The organism is Parapedobacter tibetensis, from assembly GCF_024704835.1.
Taxonomy (GTDB): Bacteria; Bacteroidota; Bacteroidia; order Sphingobacteriales; family Sphingobacteriaceae; genus Parapedobacter; species Parapedobacter tibetensis.
The window spans coordinates 95,010-108,500 of record NZ_JAMXBE010000012.1; the positions used below are offsets into that span (position 1 = coordinate 95,010).

Genomic DNA, 13,491 nt, shown 5'->3' on the forward strand with positions numbered 1-13,491 from the left:
TTTTCGGATTCCACCATGGCTATGATTTTCTTTAATGCATTATTTCTTATTAAATACGTATAAAATGTTTGAAAACACTCTTTCAAGTAAGTTTCGGTCATTTGTAATTATCTCTCCGATACCCCTCATATTATCCCTAATTACCATTCGGCTATTCGAAATATTTTCATTGTCAAGTTTAATCCTTCCTACATAAAAATCCTCCCCTGCAATTGACGAAAACTCCGACAGGTTACCCTCAAGTAAACCGTACTCCTTGTAAGGATAATCATTAAGCTTTATTAGAACCCGCTGACCAAGCTTGACTTTACCTGCACCGGCAACGTTTATATTAGCTTTGACAGAATGAAAGGTACTGTGAGGCAATACAGTAAGCATTTTGCCAGAAAAAAAATTACCTTCCTCCAAATTTTGCAAGAAATGAACTTTGCCCTGTACCGGTGAAACGAACAAATAGCGTTTTTTCCAAGCTTCGATAGCGGAATGAATACGTCCCAAGGATGTTTTAATTGATACGGTTTGAGTTAATAAACTTTGTCTTTCCTCATTCAACAAACTATTCCTTTTATTCTTAAGTGTACCTATTTCTGCTTCAATCCTAGTTAGCTGTATTTCATTTTGTTTCAGTTCCAATTGCTTGATGTAGTAACTCTGCCTACTGTTGTTATATTCACCCTTACTTAGGACTTTTCGTGAAAACAAAATAGAGTCAGCTTTAAACCTCTCCTCATTGATATCATCTTGGTTATTATTGATTTGAGTTAACGTAGAATACTGCCGTTTCAACTTTATCCGGTCTTCAAGTTCTTCCTCTATATACTCGACTTGCACCTTGAAAAAGTTCAATTTTTGAATTTTGTAATATGATAATAATTGATCTGACAAAGAGCTCCATTCGTTTTCGATAGTTTCGCCTAACTGCATTTCCTTTCCGATATATTTCTCAAAAAATCCGACTAGTCCTTCTTCGTCGAGAGAAATAGTTTTCAGGTCTTTGTCCAACATCAACACATCCTGATAATTTGCACTATTCCTGAAAACTAAAAGACTTGTGCCGTCTTTTACCGTCGCATTATTTTTAACCAAAATTTTTTCAATTTCGTTACCTTCTGCGATTTGAAATGTAATACTCGGATTGTTGGTGGAAACTTCAATATCACATTTGATAATATCCGGATACCTAACAATGTAGGCGAAGAAAAACAATAGCAGAAATATACCCAGAAAAATTGTAATCCCCCAACGCATCCACCACTTAGGCTTCATCGTGTATACGTCGTTAAAAAACTCTTCCCGTAAATCAAAATTTTCCATCCCTGTTTTAACTATCAAGTTCAATTTGATTGCTAACTAAATTGAAATAATGACCTCTAACTGCGACAAGCTCTGAGTGGGTTCCAACTTCAACAATCTCACCCTTATGTAAAACGACAATTTTATCGGCTCTTTTTACTGTACTAAGGCGATGGGCAATTATTACGCTTGTCTTTTCTTTTAGGATTCGTTCAAAATTATCGCTTATTTCTCTTTCGTTTTTTGCATCTAAGGAATTTGTTGCTTCATCAAAAAATAGAAAATCAGGATTCTTATAGAGCGCTCGAGCGATTAAAATTCGTTGCTTTTGCCCCCCACTAATACCGAATCCACCGTTTCCTATAGGAGTGTATAGCTTAAGAGAAGTCCCATTTATATATTCCCTAAGATTTGAAAATTCAATAACGGATTTCAACCTCTCTTCATCAATGCTTTCTGAGTCTAACACAATATTCATCAGTATAGTGTCATTGAATATTTTGCCGTCTTGAAGTACTGCCGCACTTTTTTGTCGCCAATTATATAGGTTTATCGAATTTAACGGTGTGTCGCCGACGAATATTTCACCTTCGTAGGTATCGTAAAGTCGCAGCAGCAGTTTCATTAAAGTAGTTTTCCCGCTACCGCTCTGACCAACTATCGCCGTCATTTTGCCCTCTTCTATTTCGAGGTTTATTTGCTTCAACACGTTTGGTGTGCTCTCATGATATTTAAAAGACAGATTAACTAGTCGTATAGTTCTCTTCGATGGAAGAGAGGATTCAAAGCCGTCAAAAATTTTTTCTTCCTTCTCCTCTTCTACAACTTCGTTTACTCTCTCTAAACTAATATTTGCATCCTGGTATGACTGAACCAATCCAATTATTTGTCCTACGGGGCCATTCATTTGACCAATAATGTACTGAGCGGATAGCATCATTCCTATAGTCATTTCACCTTCTACTACCGCTTTTGCTGCAACGAATGTGATCACAATGTTTTTAATTCTATCAATTAAAGTTGTTCCGAAATGCTGAGTTTGTGATAGATTCAATGATTTTACAGTTAAATTGGAAATCTCTGCTCTACTTTTTTCCCAATCCCACCTCTTTTTCTGATTTAAGTTGTTGATTTTTATTTCCGTGCTATTATCGACAATCTGGATAATTTCATTTTGATTTTCAGTGTTGGCATCGAACAATCCAAGATCCAGCCTTCTTCTTGCCCCAAGAAATAAAAAGATCCAAATTAAATACAAAATCGTGCCGCCAAGAAACACCAGGAATAATTGAATTTTATAAAAACATAATATCGCGGCATAAACAATGAAACTTAAAGTTGAAACAATAATTCCTAAGAAAGCATTCATAAGAAAAGCTTGAATACGGTTATGATCCCCGATTCGGTTCAATATATCGCTTGTCATCTTTCTTTCGAAGAAGTTAATGGGCAATCGTAATAACTTAGATAAAAAGTCTGACACCATGCTGATATTAATTCTATCCGCAACAAACAATATAACTCTGCTCTGTATGTAGTGTGAAATTACTGAGCTTAGTGTTAACACCAGAGAGGCAACTAAAAGAATGTTAATAAAGTCGAAATCTTTTGTCTCTATTCCAATATCGACAATTGACTGTGTAATAAACGGGAACACAAGACTGACAGCCACTCCGGTTATCATTCCGATCAGGACTTGGAAAAGAAAGTTTTTGTATGGCAATACATACCCAGCATATCGGTAGATGTTTTTTCTAACTTTTACGTCTTTCTGTTGATATAATTTAGGGCTTGGCTCGATTACCAGAACGACTCCCTTTTCGTGGCGCCCTGTCCAACACTTTTCAAACTCAGCTTTAGTATATTTTACCAAGCCGATTTGAGGGTCTGACAGAAAGAATATGCTTTTACTAATTTTGTATATCACAACGAAGTGAGTATATCTCCAATGTATAATACAAGGCAACTGCACTTTTTCGGTGAGATCCTTTACTGATAATTTTAGTGGCAAAGTCCGTAATCCAATTTCGTCTGCGACACGGCTAATATCCTTCAAAGAAACCCCTTCTCTGGCTATGTTACACTTTTCGCGCAAATACTTCATGGAAAAATTTTTTCCGTAGTATTTACAAATAATCTTTAAAGATGCCGGACCACAATCCATCGCATCTAATTGTTTAAAGAAAGGAAATCTTCCCAGGCTCATAATTAATAGGTTTGAATCGACTCTGAAACCTAACTAAAAGGACGCGTTTACGTGTTTATCGCCTCTTACTTTTAGAAAATACATACATTCATTTTAATTAAAACTTGCAGGTTTTCAATCGAGTATCTATCGTTAACCCGCCCTTTAAACTTACGTAGCGATTCCCGATAGATGTCGTTATCTAATACATCTTTCATTTTTTGTTTCAGACTATCCACACGTTCGTAATCAAGTACACCTCTAAGTCCTAACTTATGAAACTCCACTTTATGGGCATTACTATTTTGGTCATAAAAAAGATCTAATGGAAATACAATCATTGGCACTTCGTAAAATATGCTTTCCTTTATGCTGCCCATACCACCGTGAGTAATAAAAGCAGCAGCATTTTGTAACACTAAGGTTTGGGGAACTTTATAAAAAAGCGAAATGCGGTCTCTCTCCTGTTTTTCTAAATTGATAGCATCGATTACATACTTGTTAACTGAACACACTAGGTGTACCCGTTCAAAATCCCCTAGTGTAGTCGAAAGCAGCTTTATAAAGTTTAATAGTTTTCTATCAGCTCTATCGAAAAAAGTACCAAAGCTGCAATAGACAATTCTTTCACCATTGGCCTTTTTTTTCAATATATCCGGCCAATTTCTGCAAAAAGAATCATCCAGCTCAGTGTCAACTCTTTCGTTTCGTTGGCAAAGGCCCAAGTAGAATTGATGCGCTTTTCCAGCATTTAATTCATATTCAAATTCTTCAGGTAAAAGTATTAGTTCAGGAACGTCCTTAAAAAGAAGCGTGAACTTGCTTCTAACCGGCATTTCCTTACCGCTAAGGCCGACCTTCTTTATCAAATTAAAATATTGAATATCCCTCGCTAATCGTAAAAGAGACTGCTTACCTCCGAGAATTAAGTCCCATAAATTTACTTTTAGAATTTCTGGTTCCGAGTAAGAAGTATCTGTTTCTGTTCCATTTGAAAAACTAGGGAATGTATCTATGGTATAAATAGATGGCATCGGATTGAAAAATGCGATATTTAAACTGCGGTATTGTTTTAGTACGAAAAAATCGGTACTCATGAAGACATCTATGATCACTAGATCTGGTTGCCAATCCCTTACAATTCGGTCATAAAGATCTTTCCTTTTCCAATACAATTCGTTTGTTACATATGCCTTGAATAATCGCGCAAAACTGACCTTTCCATATTTTTCCTTTATATACCTCTCTTCAAAACCTAAACCTATTTTTGGACCACCTAATGTAAAATATCTAAAGCCGTTTTTTTTACACAGCGTTCCTAAAGCTTCTGAACAAACTGCATACACAACCTCATATTCTTCAGAGAGCAACTCCGCTAAATAAAAAGAGGGAAGCACATGGCTCCTTATGCATGCAGGAATGAAAATTGCCTTTTTTTTAGACATCGGGTTCTTAAATTGGTTGGTAGATGAAATTATATCAATGTTTCTTTAATTATTACAAATTTTGGTTTCGTTAAAAACGGTATAAATCATAAATGCTATAAAAGACTCATCCCTCAAGTACACCCCTAAACGGTTATTAGTCATGTGGATATGATTTTCGCAATATTGAACAAGCTGATTGGGTGGAATTAGGTGTTGTGTACTCAGGTCAACATTAACCTGTTGGCAGCATCGCAACCACTGTTCTTCCCAACCTTCACATTTAGTCTCTTCAAGTTCCGTAAAAAATGTACTCCTAACTATTGAAACAATCTTTTCCTTTTGCTCGAGGAAAGTTTTCTCGAATGCCTTTTTTACCCTTTCAATATTTGCCTGTGTAATTTGATTATCAATATCGAGTTTTACAGAATGCATCATACAATTTTCAAAAATGCGTTTAAATAGTTCTTTCCTCGATTCTGATTCCTCGATTAAACTCTTCGCAAAAATTACATGCATTTTAATTGCAATGGCTATCGCAAGTCCATTGTTCCATCTAGACTCATACTGATTAATGATATTTATCACAGCCATTGAGGAGTATTGAAATATGGATTCGGCTATTTTTACTCCATTTTTGCCAGAATATCGGTCGACTTCTCTTTCGTAAGGAACGAATTCTATACGATAATGCTGGCGGTCTTTTTGTGATTCATAAAATGTAGATCCATTTCTCACGATGTAGCTTCTGACGTCAGGGATGCTTTTATTTCCTTTTGGTAAAACCCTCAACCTGATGTGGCTTCCACCTTCCCAGTATCGTATAAAGAAATAGGAGCGAATCAAATCCATATTGGTTAGTTCCACTACAATTTTTCTGATCAAGGCGGCAATAACTCGCTCGAATGAAAGGTCGCTATATAGATATACCGAGATCCAATTATGTTTCATCCTTTCAGGTTAACATTTAACATCCTTTTTATATCAGAAGCATTATATATCATAGGTAATTCTGCCCCATCCATAAGTATGATGGGCAACTCTGATCGTAAGGCAGATAATTCAAACCAACGAAAATGGTGTATAAGTTGCTCTAAGCCTAGTTTCTTATCGAATTGCAAAGTTTTGCTCCAATCTTCAAACTTGATAGGCATTTGCTTGTACCAATCCTCCAATGCGACTTTCGCCGGCACAGAAGTAGTACCTAGTATGGCAGATGCAAGGGTATAATCGAATGATTCTGGATTTTGTGAAACAGCTAAAAAAATCTCACATCTTATTCCGTGATTCGCTAAAATTAATTCTTGAGTCTGAAAAAAAGCAGTTCTACTCATAAAACAGATAGGACTTAAAACTAGCGTTATGCAGGTACGAGCCTCACTTACTCCGATGGTGACAGAATTCATTTTAGAAAACAGTGGTGGCAATTCCTTTTTCTTAGCTAATAAACTTCTTAAATATGCAGGATCATACATCATTTTTTTAATGGTGTAATAATGCCCTTGGGCCGTAGAAGAGCTTCCTAAGACACCTTTAAAAGAGACCCAGATAACTGTTGGAATTGAAAAAAGTAGAATTAATTGTGTGGTATCTTTCCAATCTCCGGAAAATGTAGGAATAACTTTAAACAGTATCAAAAACTCAGCACATAAAAGACCTGAAACTAGTACACAAAGAGGAGACCATCCTTTTAACTTAGACTGAACATAAAGAATCCATGCAGTGAGACCTAAGGCCAAATAGCTGAAAATTTGCAGCGCATCAATTCTAGAAGGAAGATTACTTAGATTTGAAGTTAGTAGGGAAAGCAGTCCACCAGAGAAAAATAATAAGCACAGCTCGGCCCAGTGTAGGCCAAAAATAGACTTCGACATTTTAGATCGGAGTATCCGTTCTGAATTTGATGGAAAATTTAGACGTTTATCCTTTCTCCAAAAGCTATCATATTTATCCATCGAGATCTGGACAAGTTTGAAACTAGCTACACTTCCTATTATTTTGATAAAAAGAAGTAAGTTGAATAGCGTATTGGTAGTTGCTGGACTTTCGAGTAGCCATAACAAAAAAAGTATTAGCGATGCTATCCAAAGAGAATACCTCTTCCTGCGCCTGTTAGTTTCTTCTAGTTTGTACTTCTCGTAATCGGTATCTCCTGATAGTGCACTCGGTTCAATCACGAGAGAAACGCCATTCCATTTTCTCGAAAAGTCCGCTATATGATCTCGGCCAGCTCCCAAATCGTTGTGAAACCACTCGACAAAACCATTTTCCACCTTTTCGACAGTCACATATCCAATGTTGTTATTCAGGTATACGATGACAGGAAGCGTGATTCTCTGAAGCAAAATAGGATCGATTCTAACAGCTAAATTGGAGACATTAAAAGATGTGAGGGTATCCTTTAAGGATTGCATTGACGGAAAATGCGGATGTTCGAGTAAAGTTTCTTGCAACCGTGTGTCAGTAACTTTAATATTAACAATTTTGCAAGCTCTCCGAACAGTAAAAGCGGCATTACGTTCTATGGAGTTTATTTTCATGGGCGAAATGTGTCTAGTAAAACCCGTTGTGCGGTTTAAACGGCGAGCGCGTGTTTCAACCTGTTAATATTTCTGTTGTTTAAAAAGTTCATGTACTGCAATACAGCCACTGCGGATACCTTGGTACTTTCCGGCGATTTCACTGTCCGACAAGACACCAGAAAAACTCATTTGTACGTGACCCTGGTGCAAAACGAAATAGAGCGTATCGTCGCTGTAGGTAAAAGTATCAAGTTTGGCGTTGTCGACAGAAAGTGCAGGAATACTCAAGTACCCAACAGGTTCGTTGTCTGGGCCGTTACAAACTTCCAAAATATAGTTAAACGGTTCCTCAGACCCGGGATCCAACGCTTCCCAAAGCCCTAAGATATTCTCATTTTCTTCCTGACCTTGACACGCAAAAAAAAAGAATAGCTCAGACCAATCAAAAGAACAAACATTTTTATCTGAGTCATGCTTTTCCAAATTCATTTATACCATAATGCTATTACCTTTTGTGGGTCTCCGTTGCTTTTCAGACCTAGGGTCTGCACTTTTGCAAGTATTAATATAATAAGCTGACATTTTTTAACTTTAGTCTATTGCAATACAAATGTAAGTAGTTAACATAAAAGGATTTGATCTTTAATTTTCCATTTTGAATTACTTTTTTACATTTAAATCCAAAAAGGCATGTTTCTCAATTGATTTATAAAATGCTATATATTCGCAAGCCGATTAAGATAGGATTCTGCTACCTTCTCGGTTTTAGGACTGTTTTTTCGTATCATCTTATAATAGGGTGCAATTAGCTTAATCCGCATTAAGTCGTTCGATCAGCCAATGCTTCAATAGTTCCAAGACCTCAGGGGACACCGTCTCATCCGATTCAAACACCTCGGTGTCATTCATGCTGTTTGATGTCTGCAAGAAATGGTTCATGCGTGCGAAACATTTTGCCTCCAACTCAATTCCGGATCGGCTAACAAGGAAATCCAAACGTTCTTCCTCTGCCGGAAAGCTTATGCGGTTGTCGTGGCCACCATAAATTGCCAAAACAGGGCATGTGATTTTTGGAAACACCGCATCAGGGTCATATGACAAAATGTAGTAGTGGTCTCTGGAAAAATAATATCCAAACGATTTCTCTAGCATTTCCCGGATCGCCATTTCATTCGCCACATCATCAGGCGTAAATAGGAAAGCAGATAAGGCCTCCTTATCGTCGCGGTTGTACTCCAACCATATCTTGAGCTTGTCCAGTATCAGGTCCGCAGCCCTCCTTTTTGACGGGGTTTCTTTTATCATGTTGAAGATTTCAGACATTAGCCTTGTAACCTTCTTTTTAGATTGATGAGTCATATTCGCTATGAAAGGCTCATAATGGTTTAAGAAGTAATCACCACCCGTAACGGAAATGGGGGAGCCGAGCGACACAACCGCTGCAAGATCAGGGACAGCAGCCGCAACCTCCATCGCAATTAATCCTCCTTGGCTATGCCCAACAATACCGATGCGCCTGCAGTCCACATTCGCATGCCCCCTCAGGAATTCGATAGCGCACATCGCGTCGTCCACAAAATCGACTTTGGCCCCAGGAGCCTCCACCGTCCTCCCCACATTACGGTCGTCCAGTCTGAGAACGGCAATGCCGTGCCGCGTGAGGTAATCAGCGATGACCAAATAAGGGTCATGAAAATACAGATCCCCATCGCGATCCTGCGGGCCAGACCCTGTAGCGACCAAAACAGCAGGATATCGACCGCCTCCTTTCGGAAATGTAAACGTGCCGCTAAACACGACCGAGCTGTCACGGTTGGCAAAGTGGACTTCTTCTTCGACATATGGAAAAGGACGGATTGGTGTCTGAGGTCGGTGGGCTTTCAAGTCGAATCTACGGAAAGTCATCTCCCGTGTTTGATCGTTCCGGGTGAATTCACCACTGATTACGTCGCCATCCAACTTCCCCTTAAAGATGTCTTTAATCCCGGTATTGTCGCTCCAAAAGCGGACTGAGTCACCGTAAACAAAAGCGGTATCAAATTGCATTCGGACAGGATGACCCAAATAAGTTGCTCTTGCTGAAACAGCAAGACCTTCACCATCTATTTCATCCAGTTGCAACACGTGTTTGTAGAGAACACCGTTTAGGGAATCTTCAGCTGTCCATATACCATGAATATACTTATTATCATGTTGTTGGCCACATGAAATGGAAGAGAAAGCTCCAACCAATAACGGAACAAAGTAAGCTAACCGCTTTAAGGCAAGAAGGTCTATAAGCATAAAAACCTAAAATAAAACGAAATTGCTTGATTTCCCTATTCCAACAGCAAGCTGACGATGTATTCTAGAAAATCTTTGGCTGCCGCCAACCACAACTCCAAGTTGCGCTTTGTAAAACAAAAGTGACTTGCACCGCACACCTTGAAGCAACGCCGCGAAAAATTCTGTGATTAGATTTCGAACTGGCAACTTATTAAATTCAGATAAACTCGTCCCAATAATATTCCGATATTCGTCCTGATGACTGATGTAAGATTGATCTATTTTATCTTGATGGTTGTTACAGCTAATATTAAGCAAAATAGAAGATACTACAGCAACAACAATTTTTGTTTTCGACATCGCGTATTAATTTGTTTGATTATTCGCTAACCATAAAATCATTCAGTATTTCCTCAAAAACTACTACCTCAAATCTTCATTCTTAACTCCATTAAATAGAAAGGATTTTATTGATTTAATATCATTTTGTATACCTTCTATGCCAGATCCAGAAGTCCGCGCTGAAGTTGTATTTAAGATATCATAATCGATATTTAATACTTCTTTTATTTCCTCGTTGCTTAGTTTGAAGTAACTCACTACCTTTTTAAATGAACCTAGAGGCATTTTCTCAATGTCCATTTCCCACGATCGATATGTTGGTCTGCTAACATATAGTAAATCAGCCATTTTTTGCTGAGTAAGCTGATTTCTGATTCGAAGGGAATATAGAATATTGCATACTGATCCAATCATAAAGCGCTATCATTTTGACTATCGGATATTATATCTTGAACTCGTTTAAACTTTTTTCTTCTTTAATCCTCCTTAGGAACAGTACGCTGCTAGCTTGTCGAGCTATTGAAATATCGAACGAAGCGATTAACGAGACAAAGAAAAATAAAAATTTTATCGTTTCTTCACACCTAATTTGTGGGAAATACTACCCCAATTTAGGTGATATAAAGTACCATGTCTCTTTAGATAGATACGATCCTTTCGTGATCTTTACCCCACGGAAGTTCAAAAAAACATCAGATTACCACACCTAATTGTAAGTGACTGGTTTTCAGAATGTAAAATTTATACCTTTTTAATGCTATCGATTCTTTTTATACTACGAACAATTTCTTCCGGAAGGCTTGGGCCATATATCCAATAGTCATTTTATGTAAATCTAAGTAAGTTTAGTATTATGTATCAACGAGATCCACCTAACCATACGATAAGTTGGCGTGGATGCTCCGAACGGCGAGTGAAGAGGTGTGTCTAGTCCTAAAATAGGGGATGGGTTTCAACCCATCCCTTTTTCTCGCTATTTCCGTTTCCGCTGCCAGCGTTGTAACGGCAGGCTTACGCCGAAGCTCACCACCGCACCGATGGCTGCAAGCACGGCTGTTTTGAGCATATCGTGTAGGCCCAGCTGGCCCATAATGCTCAGCAACGTGCCGCCTGTTGTGCCGATGCCCAGCTGCTGGCTAACTTTCATCGCCCGTCCCTTCCTTCGCCGCTCCTTCCACCGCTTCCAATACACCCAATGCCAGGGCGAGGTACTTGGCCACCGCCACCACTTTGGGCGGCAGTTTCAACGGTGATGCAATAACGAGTTGGCTGGCCACGGCCAGTGTTCCCTTTATCCGTTCGTAAACCTACTTGATGCCATAAAGAATGCGGTAGCTCAATTTGAGAAAAAACACGGCTCCGCCTATGTGGTAAAGGTAAGCAAGAACGGCAAGGAGTCCAAAACACTGAACCCGAAACTGAAAACCCTCTTACGTGGCATCGTGGAGCAATATGGGAAGGACGGGACGCTTCCGAAATAGAAAAGCCATACCCAAATGGATATGGCTCAATATCAATATATGGTAGTTCGGGCTACCGTTATTTCTTTTTTTGCAAGGCTAAGCGGACTTTCTGCACGAAGTCTGTGGATACTTCGGCGACCCCTGCTGCGGCTTGGTCGTCCAATCCCAATTGCTGGATTAGATTGGCTACAACTTTATAACTTTTAGTTTCTTCGCCTTTTTCCATACCTTTTTGGATTCCTTGCTTTTCGGCCTTATCCAATAAATACTCTGTTGTTCCCATTGCTTCGGTACTCCTTCCTTCTATTTCAGATGTTTCACTTTCAAAGATAATGAATTGATTTGGATCCACAAAAGAAACGTAATATTTTAAAAAGTCATATATCCCTGCCCGCGTGTGCTTTGGCATCTTGCGGCCCTTCATCTCGAAATACAGATCGCGTTTGATGCCCCGCAGGGTGTCGTCGTCCACACCCTTGCGCCTGATGGCCATCAGCGCCGTGAGCACCACCACCGAGAACGGGTTGCGGTCTGCCCGCAGCGCCGCCTCGTCCTGGTCCAGTATCTTATAACTGGTGAACTCATACGTGAGTTTGGTGCCCAGCAATCCTTCCTCGTAACCTGATGGACGGTAGTTTTTGTTGCCGTCCCCGAGTATGGCGACGGCCGTAATCGGAACCTTGTATTTTTCGCGGAGCTTGATGTAGTAATCCGCCATGCGCCTGGCCAAATCGCCTTTGCCTTTCTGCGACTGCACTTCCACATGGGTGAGGATGAATCGCTCGCCGCCGTCCTTAAGGAATACCTTGACCAGCTTGTCCACATAGCGCACGCCTTTGTTCCCTCCCTGCCTATGCTCGGGGAAAAGTTCGTCCATTTCCTTGTCGAGGTAGACGAAGCCCCTTCTGAAATCGAATAGGTCTTTTGACGCTGGGAAGAAGAACAGCAGGAAATGCCGGAACACATGCTCCAGCACGGCTTTCCAGAGGCGGTCGTCCTGCCTGCCGTTGGTTTTTATGCTGTTTTCGGGGTCTGCCATGTTTTTCCGGGTATGGTGCTGGAAGCAAACTTACGTAAACAGCGATAAACTAACAAACTTAGTTTCCAGTTTCCCTACAAGCCCTCCGATTTCGGAGCAATCCGTTTTTGCTGAGGAGAAAACAATCCGGCAAATAATTTCGTATCTTTGAATAATTAAAATAGAAAGCGTATGGGAACTACGATAGAAAATAAAGGTCTTAAAAAGAAGCAGTATACAGAGGAAGAGCGCTTTGCCTTAAGTCTACAATCACCTGCCTTTGTAAAAAAGAAGAAGGATGCAGAAGCATTTCTCAAAAAAGCAGGGCTACCCGAGTGGCATCCTCATTATGATAAATTCAAAAAACAACAATAATATAGTCTCTTAATTATTGTATGCATATTAAGCCTTACACCTGCTGGATGTGAGGTTTTTTATTTAAGAGTAAAATCCCCCGCCCCATTGCCATCGGAGAACCTTCCGGGAAATGCCACTACCTATATACCATCACCGACAGAGGCGGGTGACTTAACCCTTTCTATAGCAAAGAACTACAAGGCATGAGTCATTTATTTTCTAAGGCGTAGGTTCTGGGAGGGATTAAATTGACGAAACAACGCCAAAAGCGAAACGCCACCTAGGGGTGGCTATTGGATATTTGAATGCATGGTCGATATTACAGCTTCGCGACCTTTCAATCAACTACATCGCTATTGTTTGTCAGTAATCTTCCCTGCTTTCATACCGCTTGAAATCCCGGTGGCCCCAACTGGTGAGGTGGTAGCCACCGCGATGCTGGCAATGGTAAGTCCTGCGTTGCTTGGGTCGGCCCTGACGGTGCTTGATGCGTCTGCCATCCAATTTGCTGTGCGACATCTTGAATCCCCACCTCAACCTATAGATGGCAACACTTGCCTCAACCCTGGACACACTTTTAGCTATAACTATTCATTATGAGTGAAGAAAGCCTATCCAATAT

General features: G+C 39.7%; 15 protein-coding genes. 2 read left to right on the forward strand and 13 right to left on the reverse strand.

Going from position 1 to position 13,491, the window contains the following annotated elements:
* Positions 1-39 precede the first annotated feature (39 nt).
* The 11 genes from NF543_RS18005 to NF543_RS18055 form a co-directional block, all read right to left on the reverse strand.
* Positions 40-1,332: an HlyD family secretion protein gene (locus NF543_RS18005; protein ID WP_257669571.1), complete on the reverse strand. Its 1,293-nt coding sequence runs from the start codon at positions 1,330-1,332 to the stop codon at positions 40-42.
* A complete protein-coding gene (locus NF543_RS18010) occupies positions 1,322-3,499 on the reverse strand; it encodes a peptidase domain-containing ABC transporter (protein WP_257669572.1) in 2,178 nt (725 codons plus the stop codon). The genes NF543_RS18005 and NF543_RS18010 overlap by 11 nt, the downstream gene beginning before the upstream one ends.
* Before the next feature lie 71 nt (positions 3,500-3,570).
* Positions 3,571-4,923: a glycosyltransferase gene (locus tag NF543_RS18015; RefSeq protein ID WP_257669573.1), complete on the reverse strand. Its 1,353-nt coding sequence runs from the start codon at positions 4,921-4,923 to the stop codon at positions 3,571-3,573.
* Between the two features lie 45 nt (positions 4,924-4,968).
* Positions 4,969-5,853 carry a thiopeptide-type bacteriocin biosynthesis protein gene (locus NF543_RS18020; RefSeq protein WP_257669574.1) on the reverse strand — a complete coding sequence of 295 codons (885 nt, stop codon included), beginning with the start codon at positions 5,851-5,853 and terminating at the stop codon, positions 4,969-4,971.
* Positions 5,850-7,442 carry a cysteine peptidase family C39 domain-containing protein gene (locus NF543_RS18025; RefSeq protein ID WP_257669575.1) on the reverse strand — a complete coding sequence of 531 codons (1,593 nt, stop codon included), beginning with the start codon at positions 7,440-7,442 and terminating at the stop codon, positions 5,850-5,852. The genes NF543_RS18020 and NF543_RS18025 overlap by 4 nt, the downstream gene beginning before the upstream one ends.
* A 63-nt stretch (positions 7,443-7,505) precedes the next feature.
* A complete protein-coding gene (locus tag NF543_RS18030; RefSeq protein ID WP_257669576.1) occupies positions 7,506-7,913 on the reverse strand; it encodes a hypothetical protein in 408 nt (135 codons plus the stop codon).
* Between the two features lie 321 nt (positions 7,914-8,234).
* Positions 8,235-9,707 carry an alpha/beta hydrolase gene (locus NF543_RS18035; protein WP_257669577.1) on the reverse strand — a complete coding sequence of 491 codons (1,473 nt, stop codon included), beginning with the start codon at positions 9,705-9,707 and terminating at the stop codon, positions 8,235-8,237.
* Between the two features lie 6 nt (positions 9,708-9,713).
* Complete coding sequence (locus NF543_RS18040; protein WP_257669578.1) at positions 9,714-10,049, reverse strand: hypothetical protein; 336 nt, start codon at positions 10,047-10,049, stop codon at positions 9,714-9,716.
* A 63-nt stretch (positions 10,050-10,112) separates the two neighbouring features.
* The gene (locus NF543_RS18045) at positions 10,113-10,379 is read right to left on the reverse strand and encodes a hypothetical protein (RefSeq protein ID WP_257669579.1); all 267 of its coding nucleotides are present in this window, start codon (positions 10,377-10,379) and stop codon (positions 10,113-10,115) included.
* A gap of 625 nt (positions 10,380-11,004) precedes the next feature.
* Complete coding sequence (locus tag NF543_RS18050) at positions 11,005-11,178, reverse strand: hypothetical protein (protein ID WP_257669580.1); 174 nt, start codon at positions 11,176-11,178, stop codon at positions 11,005-11,007.
* Complete coding sequence (locus NF543_RS18055) at positions 11,168-11,308, reverse strand: hypothetical protein (RefSeq protein WP_257669581.1); 141 nt, start codon at positions 11,306-11,308, stop codon at positions 11,168-11,170. The genes NF543_RS18050 and NF543_RS18055 overlap by 11 nt, the downstream gene beginning before the upstream one ends.
* Between NF543_RS18055 and NF543_RS18060 the strand changes: the two genes are divergently transcribed.
* A complete protein-coding gene (locus NF543_RS18060) occupies positions 11,297-11,512 on the forward strand; it encodes a hypothetical protein (protein ID WP_257669582.1) in 216 nt (71 codons plus the stop codon). The two genes, NF543_RS18055 and NF543_RS18060, sit on opposite strands and share 12 nt — an antisense overlap.
* Positions 11,513-11,570: 58 nt before the next feature.
* Here NF543_RS18060 and NF543_RS18065 read toward each other — a convergent pair whose 3' ends face one another.
* The gene (locus tag NF543_RS18065) at positions 11,571-12,533 is read right to left on the reverse strand and encodes an RpnC/YadD family protein (RefSeq protein WP_257669583.1); all 963 of its coding nucleotides are present in this window, start codon (positions 12,531-12,533) and stop codon (positions 11,571-11,573) included.
* A gap of 171 nt (positions 12,534-12,704) precedes the next feature.
* Between NF543_RS18065 and NF543_RS18070 the strand changes: the two genes are divergently transcribed.
* Complete coding sequence (locus NF543_RS18070; protein ID WP_257669584.1) at positions 12,705-12,887, forward strand: hypothetical protein; 183 nt, start codon at positions 12,705-12,707, stop codon at positions 12,885-12,887.
* 345 nt (positions 12,888-13,232) lie between these two features.
* Here the strand turns inward: NF543_RS18070 and NF543_RS18075 are convergent, their stop codons facing one another.
* Positions 13,233-13,442, reverse strand: a complete 210-nt coding sequence (locus tag NF543_RS18075) for a hypothetical protein (RefSeq protein WP_257669585.1) — start codon at positions 13,440-13,442, stop codon at positions 13,233-13,235.
* Positions 13,443-13,491: the final 49 nt, after the last annotated feature.

Excerpts from the sequence above, each read along its gene's own strand:
- NF543_RS18010 (WP_257669572.1), bottom strand. The coding sequence starts at position 3,499 with ATGAGCCTGGGAAGATTTCCTTTCTTTAAACAATTAGATGCGATGGAT.
- NF543_RS18015 (WP_257669573.1), bottom strand. The coding sequence starts at position 4,923 with ATGTCTAAAAAAAAGGCAATTTTCATTCCTGCATGCATAAGGAGCCAT.
- NF543_RS18020 (WP_257669574.1), bottom strand. The coding sequence starts at position 5,853 with ATGAAACATAATTGGATCTCGGTATATCTATATAGCGACCTTTCATTC.
- NF543_RS18025 (WP_257669575.1), bottom strand. The coding sequence starts at position 7,442 with ATGAAAATAAACTCCATAGAACGTAATGCCGCTTTTACTGTTCGGAGA.
- NF543_RS18030 (WP_257669576.1), bottom strand. The coding sequence starts at position 7,913 with ATGAATTTGGAAAAGCATGACTCAGATAAAAATGTTTGTTCTTTTGAT.
- NF543_RS18035 (WP_257669577.1), bottom strand. The coding sequence starts at position 9,707 with ATGCTTATAGACCTTCTTGCCTTAAAGCGGTTAGCTTACTTTGTTCCG.
- NF543_RS18040 (WP_257669578.1), bottom strand. The coding sequence starts at position 10,049 with ATGTCGAAAACAAAAATTGTTGTTGCTGTAGTATCTTCTATTTTGCTT.
- NF543_RS18045 (WP_257669579.1), bottom strand. The coding sequence starts at position 10,379 with ATGGCTGATTTACTATATGTTAGCAGACCAACATATCGATCGTGGGAA.
- NF543_RS18050 (WP_257669580.1), bottom strand. The coding sequence starts at position 11,178 with ATGAAAGTTAGCCAGCAGCTGGGCATCGGCACAACAGGCGGCACGTTG.
- NF543_RS18065 (WP_257669583.1), bottom strand. The coding sequence starts at position 12,533 with ATGGCAGACCCCGAAAACAGCATAAAAACCAACGGCAGGCAGGACGAC.
- NF543_RS18070 (WP_257669584.1), top strand. The coding sequence starts at position 12,705 with ATGGGAACTACGATAGAAAATAAAGGTCTTAAAAAGAAGCAGTATACA.